The following is a 12,522-nucleotide window of genomic DNA, read 5'->3' as shown; positions in this document are numbered from 1 at the left end:
TTTATTTCATAAAATGATTAATAAACTTTGTCAGGTCTTTTTTATAAACAGGGTGTTCATTCCCAATAATGTTAACAGCAATCGTACCCATGCAATTTCCAATAAAGGGTATTAAATCAGTAGGAGTTTTTGCATATACCAGAAGTGATGTAATTGATAATACGGCATCTCCCGCGCCAACCGAATCTTTTACTGAATTTGCAAATGCAGGTGAAGAATAATATTTTCCGCCGGAAAAAAATCTGGATCCTGACTGCCCCAATGTTATTGTAATCTCATTACAGTTTGTTATATGGCTTAATTTTCCGATAAGTGTTTCCAAATCTCCGTAATTATCACCAAAAGGAAGTCGGAGTTCTTTTTCGTCAATGGAAATATAGTTAACATTTCTGTATTTTGTAATATAATTGAATCCGTAATTATTGCTGTTTGTCTGGGCATTTATCGCCAGAAATTTTCCAGAACCCTGAATATATTGCTGTAAGCCAGGAGAAATGAATCCATGCCCAAAATCACAAATTAAAACCATATCATAATTATCAATATTATTTTTCAGGTAAGAAATAATTTCATTTTCAAGCGAACTATCTATGAATTTATCGTTCATAAAAGTAACTTCAAAAAGTTTTGTGTTTAAATATTTATCGAGATACCTTCTTTTTGTATTTGTGGGACCGTCATTTCTGTAAAAGAATTTTCTTTCAACTCCTTTTGAAAGCTTGCTTTCAATTATACTTAACTGGTCATTTTGTGAGCCAAGCACCGTAATCAGCTTAACTTTGCCTGCATATTGCTCTATATGATTTGCAACAGCAAGTGCACCACCAGCATAAGATTCACTTCTTAAAAATACTGTCGAAATCGTAGGCGATTTGGATGATTTACCCAGTGGTAAACAATAATGATATTCATCAATTATAGTGTCGCCAATAACCAGTACCCTGATGTTTTTTAAAGCGTTTATATACGAAATGACTTTCTCAGAAGAATATTTGCTTTTCATGTCCCGCATATAATCCTGAACGGTTTCATCATGTGGACTAAAATATGCGTTTATCAGTGATGAAGATGAAAAAACGATTTCTTCAGTAAAATAAATCTGCCCACCAACTGATTTTACAGCATCTTCTTCAAAATAAATATTTTTAGTGATATCTTTTTCTCTGTCTTTGTAATCCTGGCCTTTAACATAAAAGGTCGGCTTCAATAGTTTTATAGTTTCAATTGCTGTATCCCATTTATTAAGAGCCACGTAATCAACTGCTTGAAGTGCAGCTATTGCTTCCATACGAAGAATCTCATTAAACACAGGCCTGCCAGGGCCTTTATTTACAAAACGGTCAGGAGTGATAGTGACAATTACAATATCAGCCGCCTTTTTTGTCGCTTCGAAATGTTTGATATGCCCAAGATGCAACAAGTCAAAACATCCATGACAATGAGCAACAGTTTTTCCCTGATTTTTTAACTCAACAATAGTTTTTGCAAGTTCTTCGAGACTTAATATTTTTGAATTAGTCATAATCCTTAAAAATTTTTTTTATCATCATTCCCTAAATATTTAAACCAGCTTTTGGTGGCTTCAGCTATGGATTCAGGGTCCCATAATGGTGCTTCACGCCAGTATTCAATATTTTCAAGCATATTATTTACACCCTGTTCAAAGGAAATAAGTGGTCTCCATTGAAGCACCTCTTTGATTCTGGATATATCAGCAAATGTACAATCAGGTTCCCCGGGACGTTTTGGAATATAAATAACTTCTCCGCCAAGTAATTCCACCAGACGATTTACGCTATAAGTATTATCACTTCCCACATTCATTATTTTTCCTATGGCATTATTATTACCGGCAGCCATAAAACACGCATTTACAATATCAGTAACATAGGTAAAATCTCTTGTTTGCTTACCACTACCCACGACTGTATATGGCTTGTTGTTGAGTTTTTGTGATAAAAAAACGCCAAATACTGCGCCATATGTACCGCTTGTGCGGGAACGCGGACCGTATACATTAAAAAAACGCATGGATGTTACAGGCAAACCGTAAATTTGCTGCCAGTACATACAATATTTCTCTCCCAGAAATTTAGTGACTGCATAAGGGTATTGTGGACGTATATCAGCCGTTTCCGGGGTAGGATAAACATCGGGTATTCCATAACACGACGATGATGCTGCATAAATTACACGTTTTACATTTGATTTTCTGCAGCACTCCAAAACGCTTATGGTCCCGTCAACATTTGATTTGTGATACTGCAACGGTTTTTCAATTGAAGGAACTATGTCTGCAAGTGCAGCGAGATGAAAAACCCATTCAACATTTTCAAAGCAAGTTAATATTTTATCGAAATCAGAAATATCTGCAATATGTACAGACAACTTTGGGTTGTTTTTATGATGTTCCAAATTTAATAAACGTCCGGTGCTGAGATTATCTATAACAATAACGTCAAATCCTTCGTTTAGAAGCCTGTCGACCATGTGACTTCCGATAAAGCCGCATCCCCCTGTTACAATTGCTTTCATTTAAACTTTTTTATTGTTTTACTTAATAATCCGCTTAAACTGGCATCACAATCCCTGTAAAATTGCTTAAATTTATCTTTTATCTGTGCCTTTTGGGATTTTATTACCTGTTCGTCTTTTTTTCTCCATATCCGCGGAATTCCGAAAATATCCAAATCATTTATAACATGTGGCTGAAATTCAAGAACAAAGCCATTATTTCTTAAATATTTTTCGAAATTGATTTTTCCAGCAGGTTTCCATTTGGAAGCATGATCCCTTATGTACAACATTCCTCCTGGTTTTAAAATTCTTTTAAATTCATTTATCATGTGCCGTATCAACTTAGAATTTAACTCCGGCAACACTTGAACACATATAACCAGATCAAAAGAACCGCCAGGTATTAAATCGGATCTCCATGTAGGAATATGATAAATTCCCTTTTTATCAAGGTCGATTTTAAATTTATCCGGATTATCTAAATATTCAAAAAAATTTTGATTCAGGTTACTATAATACAAATTCTGGAGGCAATATGATTTGGGAATAGCGTCCATCCCTACAAATACCGGGTTTTCCACCTGGCTGGTCCACAAATTGGCCTGCCTTCCATATCCCGCGCCAAAATCAAGGATATTTTTTATTCTATTTCTTTCAGGTACAGGATAAAGGTTAGGAATCAGATAGTCATGAACATTGTTTATTCCAACTCTTTTTTCATACAGTTCATAATCAAATTTCAAGTTCAACTGTGTCAATAATGACTTATCAATAATTTTACTTTTTTCAAGAAGTGGAAATACCATTTCCCGGGGAAAATAATCAGGGTAATCAACAGAAAACCAGTTTAGCCAGCTGATGAGGTCTTCAGGCCCATTATAGCTAAAGAAATCTTCAGGCAGTGAATCGTTATATTTTTTGTGCGTTTTTTTTCGTTTCAACTGATAATCCCAGGCGATGATCCATTTTTTTATAAACCCGGAATCCTTTGCAATCGCATCAAAAAATTTCTTAGCTATAATTTCCATTAAAACTGTATGTTTTATTTTTTTTCTTTATTAAAGAAATTAATTATGGAACTACATACATAGTTAATTTGCTCATCGGTAAGTTCGGGGAAAACGGGAAGGCTTAAAATAGTTTCGGCTTGTTTTTCTGCTACCGGGAAGTCGCCTTTTTTATATCCAAGATAAGAGGCAGATTCCTGAAGATGTATAGGTATAGGGTAATGAATTTTTGTGTCAATCTCCTTTTGCAACAGATAATCTTTTAGCTGATCCCGGTGTTTTGTCTGAATGATAAATGTGTGATATACAGCATTCATATTTGTTGATTCTTGCGGAATTATCATATCTAAACCCTGTAATTTTTCCCTGTAAACAGAAGCAATATGTCGTCTCCTTTCTATCCACTCAAATAGTTTCTTAAGTTTGACATTTAAAATAGCTGCCTGAATATTATCGAGACGGGAATTAAGGCTCCAAAATTCACATTCGTCCCTGCTTTTCAATCCATGATTCCTGGCTTTTTTCAGGTAATTGTATATAGTATCACTGTTAGTTGTGATCAGCCCCCCATCTCCACAGGCTGAAAGGTTCTTTAATGGATGCAGACTGAAACATCCGGTATCGCCAAAAGAGCCAACACTCTTATTGTAATAAGTGGCACCAACAGCCTGAGCACAATCTTCCACAACAAAAAGGCTATACATCTTCGCTATATCCATAATTGCATTCATTTCTGCTGGTCTGCCGGTAAGATGAACCGGAAGGATCGCTTTTGTTTTTTTTGTAATTGCTTTGACAATTTCATCAGGATTAATGGTAAAATCATCCCTGACATCAGCAAACACAGGGGTTGCGCCAGCAAGGGCTATAGAAGAAGCGGAAGCTAAAAAAGAGTTCGGTGCAGTAATTACTTCATCGCCAGGTCCAATACCCAAAGCCTTTAATGAAAGGCATAGGGCATCGGTGCCATTGGCAACGCCAAGCGTGTATTTAACGCCGCATAATAAAGAAAAAGATTTTTCGAACAGAGCCAAAGCATCACCGATAATGAACTGACCGTTGTCAAGTAATTTTGTGATTTCGGCCAGGATCTCATTTTTTATCGCTTGGTGTTGAAGACTCAAATTTATATAGGGAACTTTCATTATTTCAGATTGATTTTTTGCATTAGTTTAACATTGAAATATTTTTCATTTGTTAACGAGTCGGGCACCAGACCCTTGTCAAAAGCTTCCTTCAGATCCTCAACAGCATTTTCAATAGTGTGGCTCGGAATAAACCCGATGTCATTTTTTATTTTTTTAGATGAAATATGATAAGAACGGTTATCATCTGTGGGCGAAGTTGTAATGTTAACATTTTTCCCAATAACCTTTTTAACCATTTCAGCAATTTCCCTGACCGTATAATTCTCATAACCGGCGTTCCATATTTTTCCAGATATCTTTTCGTCAGGCAGTTGTAACAATAGCAAATACAAGTCGGTCATGTCTTCAATGTGAATATTCGGGCGTTTCTGGTTTCCTCCAAATACGGTTATTTCCCCCTTGTTTATAGCCAGGTTTGTGAGAATATTTACGGTCAGATCCAGACGAAGTCTTTTGCCATACCCGCAAACTGTGGCAGGGCGGATAGTGCATGTGGTAAAATTTTCAGATTTGTATTTATCAAGAATTTCTTCACACTTTGCTTTAAATTTCGAATAGTCGGTCAGTGGTTCAAGAATCATGGATTCATTTACATCAGGTTCATTTTTAATACCATAAACACTTGATGAAGATGCATAAATGAAACGCTTTACGCCTGATTTTTTTGAAATATCTACTAAGGGTTCAAAAGCGTCAAGGTTTATTGACTTACCGAGTTGTGGGTTAAGTTCAAAACTGGGGTCATTTGATATACAAGCCAGATGAATAATGGCGTCATGAGAAGGCAGTAGTTTTGCGAGAAGTGCTTTATCTCTTATATCTCCCTTAATGACTGTTAAATTGGAATGATCTGGCAGTACATCTTCACCATAAATCATTAAATCGAGTACGGTAACTTTGTAGCCATTGTTAAGAAGTTTTGGAACTAATACAGAGCCAACATATCCGGCGCCACCGGTAATAAATATCTTTTGCATATTAGGGTTTTATTAATTTTTCTATCATTTTAGCAGGCACCCCTACAACTTTTGTGTATGGTTCTACGGGCCGTATCACAACAGTGCCTGCACCTGTAACAGCCCCCTCACCTATAATTCCGTCGGGAATAACAGCGGTGGCAGTGCCTAAAAAAGCATCCTTACATATAGTAACCCGCCCAGCTGTATGAACCCCGGGACCTAAATTCGCACCATCATCAATAACATTATCATGATCTACCGTAGCCCCGGTATGAATATTCACACAATTGCCTATTTTAGTTCCAGTTACGATAATAACTCCCTGGCAAAATACATTTCCTTTTCCAATAGTTACCCCAGTATCAATATGAACTGTAGGATGTATCGCATTTATAAGTTCTAAACCTGTTTTTTGGACCTTTTCTGCTAAAAATCGCCTCTGGCTGTTATTTCCAATTGCCACAATGGCGCCATAAAGGCCAAGTTGTGATTTTAATTTTTCCAAATCATTCATTCTACCTATAATTGACAGATCTCTGATTTTAATATTTTTACCAAACAAATTATCATCAACAAAACCTGCCACTTCATATTTTCTTTCTGATTGAATAATCTCAAGCACTACTTTCGCATGACCATCAAAACGGGCACCAATTATCACAATTTTTTTCAATTCAAAAATTTAAAAAGTCAAAATTAATAATAATATCTAAGGTATAAGTAAAATTTCTTTTACTGTATGGTAGACTAAAAGTAAACACAAGCCTTGTGTTCCTATTTCTTTGCAATTTTACTGTAAAAATCTGTCAACCTTGAGATCTGCTTGCTCAGTAATAAATTTTGTCTGCTTTTTTTCAAAGCTTTTACAGTTTCTTCATAATTCAATGACATAATAAGTTTGTCAAGACATTTAAGATCTTCCTCTTTAATAATTATGCCGGCATTATATCTTTTTAACAACCAGCTTTGATAAAAAACATCTTCTGATACAAACACGGGGATCCCTGCTTCTATGTAGTTAAATAGTTTTAGCGATGTTGCATACTTATACTTATCTTTAGATTGCCCTGTATCTTTTAGAAAAAAAGGAATAATACCAAAATTATATTTTGAAAGTTCTAAAGATATTTCTTCTGCAACAACAGAAGGGTGTATGTGGAGGTATGGGTTGTTAACCGAAATTTGTTGATACTCATCAATATCTGTTGAATGTACTGCCGGGCTGGGGTAAATATGAAAATGAATTTTCTGATTACTTAAAGTATCAATTAATGTGTGGAATTGAGTTGACCCGCGAAAGACTCTGCCGCGATGTGATCCGGATATCTGCCCGGCATAAACAAAACTTATATTCTCAGGGTCAGGGTTATTCACTTTATCAACAATACAATCATCATCACAATATAATGGGAAAAAAATATTATCTGGATGAGGTCTGATGTTATATTTATTATAAGCAACTAAGGGTTCCAGACTATGTGCAATTATTCCATCAGATTTCTCAAGGCAGTTCTTTTCATACGGCAATTCAATTTTCAACCATCTAAGTTTTGGTGGAAGCTCATAATAGCATGCATAGACGTCCTGAAAATCCATAATAAATTTTGCAGCATTACACTTTCTGGCAATATCAGGGTAATAGCTTTTAGTAGCAAATCCATGCATCAGATATACATTTTTTAATTGCTTTACTATCCGGATCAGATGATATTTATTTCTGAAAAAAATTATTTTTCCCCAGTATTGATTTGAGAATTCCTCCATAAAACCTTTTTGATGGCAAAGCAGTATAGTATAATAATCACTACTTTTATTCAACCATTTTGCAATCCTTGATATTCTGACACTTGATGTACCTCCAACAAATACTATATTTTTTTTGTTTTTACAAGCCTCTGAAATATTTTTCAAAGGCCAATGTAACATCATCGGGATAAGATCAAAAAAAGAGGATATAATTGAATAAATCAATAATCGGATTTTTGTTAAATATATTTTTAATAATGCAATTAATTTATGACTTAACATTGGTGAGTGAGTGTTTTTTTAAAAAGAAATAACGGATCAAGTTTATTATTTCATTTTTGTAAACCAAAAATGTAATGGTCCAGATTACAGTTAATTGTATCAGGTTAAGAATATGAATATTAAATTTAAAATAGAAAGGATATAGTATTATTGCCAACGCAACATATACCAAAGGAATAAATACCTGTTTGGTGTAATTCATGTTATATTGAAATAGTTTTTTTGTTTCAAGATAAAATATCAATGTTTGTACTGGTTTTACCACCATAAATGCCCAAAAAGCCCCTGACAAGCCAAATTGCTTGATTAAAACTACTGACACAACGATCTGAATTATAGAAGTATATAAGTTTATTTTTGCTATTCTTTTGGTTTTTTTCAAATACATAATAGAAGTAAAATAAATATTCTGTATGCCCCTGAAAGTAAAAGCTACGCTGATCAATAACAGAAAAGTAAAACCCTGAAGGAAATCTGTATTAAGTACAAAAACGGGAACAATGATTGGAATTATCAAAACAAATAATGGTATAATCAGCAGACTGATCCCGGTATAAGCATTGAAATATTTATTTACTTCCTTTGAATTGCTGTTGATTTTATCTCGGGTCCACAGGTCAAATATTTTAGGATATATAGCATTGGTAAGCCCGTTTTGTAAAAACTCAATCAAGAACGTTGTGGAAATAATAAAATTGTAAATAGCGACATCGGAACTGCAAGTATAATAATTAATTATGAAAACTCCCAGATATCCTATTACCCAAATCACATTAGAATTAAAAAACAGTGGAAAACAAAATTTATATATGTTCTTTAGAAGCTTTTTCTGAAAAGTCAGTCCGAAATTTATAATAAAAGATAGCAACGCCAATATAAAAATAGCTACTCCCGACAATAAACGTCCGTACATTGGGCCTACAAGTGTGTATGGGTATAGGAAAAGCCCACCCAGAGAAATGCCAACGGTCAGAAAAAAGTTGCTAATGTTGAACCAAAAATACTGAATGGGCTTTTGCTGTGCTATCAATAATCCTTTATAGGATTGAAAAAGACTGTTAAAAACCGCAGTCAGCACACAAAAAAAACCATACGGAAAAAATTTAATCTCCTTTGTTTCCTTGGTCAAATATGTGTTGTACAAATCAAATATGGATGAACCAAATAAATAAAAAATTAACGAAACAAAAGCTCCCCATACCAAAAGGATTGCAACTGATGTTCCGACAATTTCCTTAACTTTTTGAAAATTGTCTTTCGAATCGTAATAACTATAAACAAGATATTGGTCTATCGTAAGGTTTACAAGTATCTGCACTAGAGCCGTAAATCCTAGGAACAGAGAAAAAATCCCAAAATCTGAAGTGCTTAAGTAATTGGTATAAAAAGGCAACAGTATTATACTTGAAGCAAGCGGCAACGCCCCAATGAAAGAATAAATAAAAGATGACTTAATGAATTTTTTAGATATCATAAAAATAAATTACCTATAATAATCATTAACAGGCTATTTAACTATGAATAAAGGATTTTTTTAAATAAAACATGTATGCAAAGATAAAATAATAATTTCACGAACAGTTTATCTTTTGACTTCTTAATCATTGTTCTGTGAGCATTTGAAACAAACCAAAGAAAAATTCGTAATAATGAATTAATAGTTAATTTTTATTTATTACAAACCCCAAGTTTTCTTTAATTATAAAGTCAGATTAAAAAACAGCCCAAATATAAGGGCTGTTTTTTTTCGAACATTGTTTTTTTGTTAGCTATATATTAATAAATTTGCCAACATAAACAAAAACAAATGGGAATTAATAAAGTATTTCAGTTTTTTGTCCCAAAAGAGAAAAAGTTTTTCCCGCTTTTTGAAGGAGTGGCTGAAAACCTCGAAAAAGGGGCAATTTTGCTCAACAAACTTGTTTTGCTCATTAAAAATGATGATGAAAAACATAGTATTGTTACTCAAATTAAACAATGTGAAGAAAAAGGGGATGATTTCACCCACACGATTTTTGATGAGTTAAACAAAACATTCATAACCCCTTTTGACAGAGAAGATATTCAAACCCTAACTTCATCTCTTGATGATGTGATGGATTATATTAATTCCTGTGCAAAAAGAATTGAGTTATATAAAATACACTCATTACCTAAAAACACCGTTGAAATCTCAGAGCTGCTCGTACAGGCAACACGGGAACTAAAAATTGCTATTAGTGAATTATCCAATCTCAAACATCCTGAAATTATAAAAAAATCCTGCATTAGGCTCAACGAAATTGAAAACCTTGTTGACGACCTGTATTATATGTCGGTATCAGACCTTTTTGAGAACGAAAAAGATGCTATTGAATTAATTAAAAAGGATACCATCTTAAAAACACTCGAAACGGCAACAGATATGGCTGAAGATGTTTCAGACGTTCTAAAATCCATAATTGTGAAAGTGGCGTAATCCTTATGTTAGCGATAGTTATCATTACAATTGTTGTTGCGGTACTGTATGATTTTTTGAATGGCATGAATGATGCCGGGAATTCCATTGCAACTATTGTAGGTACGAATGTTCTTCCTCCGAAACTAGCTGTTCTATGGGCTGCTTTTTTCAATTTCGTGGCTTTTGGTGTGTTCTATGGTTCACCTGTTGCTCACACAATAGGTAAGGGTATTATTCTGCCCGACATTATTAAAGATGACAATGTTTTTATTTTAAGTTCTTTGTTGGGGGCCGGTTTCTGGGTTTTAATATGCGCCCTTAATGGGATACCCAATAGTGTTTCTCATGCACTTATAGGTGGATTAATTGGCCCGGCTTTAATAAAAGGAGGTACTTCGGCAGTGATGTTCAGCGGTGTTTTTAAAATAGTACTATTTATAGCTTTTGCTCCATTATTCGGTTTTATTATCGGATACTTTTTTATGAACCTTACATTACTGATTTGGGGTAAAAAACCACCATTAAAAATTGACAGATACTTCAGGGTTTTACAGTTGGTGTCATCTGCATTTTTCAGCCTTGGTCACGGAGGTAATGACGCTCAAAAAACAATGGGAATTATTTTAATGCTCCTAATAGGTACAGGATACTTACCCCAGGATGCTGACGTCCCACTTTGGGTTGCCCTTACATGTTACACTGCTATCGCTATGGGAACTCTTCTGGGCTCTAAAAAAATAGTCAAGACTTTAGGTAAGGGGCTTGCTCATCTCAAACCCATCGGGGGTTTTTGTGCTGAAACAGCCGGAGCATTAACTCTTTTCGGAGTTACATTTGCAGGAATCCCGGTAAGCACTACACATACAATTACTGGTGCTATTATGGGTGTTGGTGTAACTAAAAGAGCCAGTGCAGTTAAATGGAAACTAGCGGGGAATATAGTTATTGCATGGATATTTACCATTCCATGTGCTATGATATTCTCAGGCATTATTTATTTTCTCCTGCATTTATTTATTTAGAAAATCTTATTTTCATCTTAACTTTTAGGGATAATTAACGTAAAAAGTTAAAATTCAAGGTGGAAAATATACTTAACATAGTACCTAAACAACTTATTGATTTCTTGCTTGTCACGGTTTTTTCGCTTTTGATTGGATTATCACAGCGCAAACTTCACCCGGCAGGGGAAGATTCGAGGCTTTTCGGAACTGACAGAACTTTTACATTTATTGGAATCTTAGGATATATACTGTATATTATTGACCCTGAATATTTGTATTTATATATGGGTGGCGGATTTGCAATAATAACTTTCCTTGGTATTAATTATTATTTTAAAATTCTAACTTATAAAGACTTTGGTTTAACGACTATAGTAATTGCGTTTATAACTTATTGCATTGCTCCTCTCGTTATCACTCAGCCTGCCTGGCTTTTTATTCTTGTAGTTGTTACTGTTTTGATTTTTACCGAACTCAAAGAAACCTTCACTAGTTTTTCAGAGAAAATCGAAAAAGATGAATTTATTACTCTGGCTAAGTTTCTGATTATTGCCGGCATTGTGCTTCCAATTTTTCCCAACAAACCTATTGTCCCGTTTCTAAGCATCACTCCTTATAAAATCTGGTTTGCCGTTGTGGTTATTTCAAGTATTTCTTATTTCAGCTACCTGTTAAAAAAATATGTTTTTAAAAAGTCGGGAATACTAATATCGGGTATTTTAGGCGGCTTTTACAGCAGTACTGCGATAACTTTGATACTTGCCAGGAAAAGCAGAGAAGGCGAAATGATGAAAAATAATTATGCGGCAGCAATAATACTGGCTACTGCAATGATGTATCTCAGAATCGGAATATTGATGCTGATTTTTAACATGGAATTATTTAAACACAGCATTGTTTATTTTTTAATAATGTTTGTTTTAACATCACTTGTTGGGATAGTTGTTTATTATTATAAACATAAAAAAGAGGAAATGTCAGCCATTACATCTATTAAAGATAAAAACCCTCTTGAATTTAAAGTGGCTTTATTATTTATGGCCCTTTTTGTAGCTTTTTCTTTTATAACCTATTATGCTGTTGAGTTTTTTGGCAATGATGGATTGCATTACCTTTCAATAATTGTTGGTATTACCGATATTGACCCATTTTTGATTTCAGTTTTTCAGGGGAAATTAAATATGAATGTTGATTTACTTACAAGCATTACTTTCCAGGCTATCATAAGCAATAATGTCCTGAAATTATGTTACTCCCTTGTTTTTGCCGGAAAACACATCCGTTTGCCTGTGCTGATATCTTTTCTTGTAGTGATAACTGCCAATATCTTCCTGTTATTTTTCATGTAAAAATTTCAACAAATTTATACAAGTTTTCACAAAAATTTTGAGATAAATATATACGAAAGTCTGTTTTTTT

The 12,522-nt window shown here is 34.1% G+C and carries 11 protein-coding genes; 3 read left to right on the top strand and 8 right to left on the bottom strand.

The window, feature by feature from the left end:
• Position 1 precedes the first annotated feature (1 nt).
• The 8 genes from M0R16_00525 to M0R16_00490 form a co-directional block, all read right to left on the bottom strand.
• Entirely contained in the window at positions 2 to 1,522 is a 1,521-nt protein-coding gene (locus tag M0R16_00525; protein ID MCK9611368.1) for a PfkB family carbohydrate kinase, read from the bottom strand.
• Between the two features lie 5 nt (positions 1,523 to 1,527).
• Positions 1,528 to 2,535: an SDR family oxidoreductase gene (locus M0R16_00520; GenBank protein MCK9611367.1), complete on the bottom strand. Its 1,008-nt coding sequence runs from the start codon at positions 2,533 to 2,535 to the stop codon at positions 1,528 to 1,530.
• Entirely contained in the window at positions 2,532 to 3,545 is a 1,014-nt protein-coding gene (locus M0R16_00515; GenBank protein ID MCK9611366.1) for a class I SAM-dependent methyltransferase, read from the bottom strand. The genes M0R16_00520 and M0R16_00515 overlap by 4 nt, the downstream gene beginning before the upstream one ends.
• 14 nt (positions 3,546 to 3,559) lie before the next feature.
• On the bottom strand, positions 3,560 to 4,669 hold the full coding sequence (locus M0R16_00510) for a DegT/DnrJ/EryC1/StrS family aminotransferase (GenBank protein MCK9611365.1): 1,110 nt from the start codon (positions 4,667 to 4,669) through the stop codon (positions 3,560 to 3,562).
• Complete coding sequence (locus M0R16_00505; GenBank protein MCK9611364.1) at positions 4,669 to 5,649, bottom strand: SDR family oxidoreductase; 981 nt, start codon at positions 5,647 to 5,649, stop codon at positions 4,669 to 4,671. The genes M0R16_00510 and M0R16_00505 overlap by 1 nt, the downstream gene beginning before the upstream one ends.
• A 1-nt stretch (position 5,650) precedes the next feature.
• Complete coding sequence (locus M0R16_00500; protein MCK9611363.1) at positions 5,651 to 6,304, bottom strand: acetyltransferase; 654 nt, start codon at positions 6,302 to 6,304, stop codon at positions 5,651 to 5,653.
• A 101-nt stretch (positions 6,305 to 6,405) separates the two neighbouring features.
• The gene (locus tag M0R16_00495; GenBank protein MCK9611362.1) at positions 6,406 to 7,560 is read right to left on the bottom strand and encodes a hypothetical protein; all 1,155 of its coding nucleotides are present in this window, start codon (positions 7,558 to 7,560) and stop codon (positions 6,406 to 6,408) included.
• 85 nt (positions 7,561 to 7,645) lie between these two features.
• A complete protein-coding gene (locus M0R16_00490; protein MCK9611361.1) occupies positions 7,646 to 9,133 on the bottom strand; it encodes an oligosaccharide flippase family protein in 1,488 nt (495 codons plus the stop codon).
• A gap of 333 nt (positions 9,134 to 9,466) precedes the next feature.
• Between M0R16_00490 and M0R16_00485 the strand changes: the two genes are divergently transcribed.
• Genes M0R16_00485 through M0R16_00475 form a run of 3 tightly spaced genes read left to right on the top strand, consistent with a single transcriptional unit; the run spans position 9,467 to position 12,452 of the window.
• Complete coding sequence (locus M0R16_00485; GenBank protein ID MCK9611360.1) at positions 9,467 to 10,117, top strand: DUF47 family protein; 651 nt, start codon at positions 9,467 to 9,469, stop codon at positions 10,115 to 10,117.
• 5 nt (positions 10,118 to 10,122) lie between these two features.
• The gene (locus tag M0R16_00480; GenBank protein ID MCK9611359.1) at positions 10,123 to 11,121 is read left to right on the top strand and encodes an inorganic phosphate transporter; all 999 of its coding nucleotides are present in this window, start codon (positions 10,123 to 10,125) and stop codon (positions 11,119 to 11,121) included.
• A gap of 59 nt (positions 11,122 to 11,180) precedes the next feature.
• Positions 11,181 to 12,452 (top strand): DUF4010 domain-containing protein, encoded by a 1,272-nt coding sequence (locus M0R16_00475; GenBank protein MCK9611358.1) that lies wholly within the window; start codon positions 11,181 to 11,183, stop codon positions 12,450 to 12,452.
• The last annotated feature ends 70 nt before the right edge of the window (positions 12,453 to 12,522 follow it).

The sequence above is a fragment of the Bacteroidales bacterium genome (assembly GCA_023228145.1).
Classification (GTDB): domain Bacteria; phylum Bacteroidota; class Bacteroidia; order Bacteroidales; family CAIWKO01; genus CAIWKO01.
The sequence above is the reverse complement of the archived record's forward strand: the minus strand, read 5'-3'. Positions and strand labels throughout refer to the sequence as shown.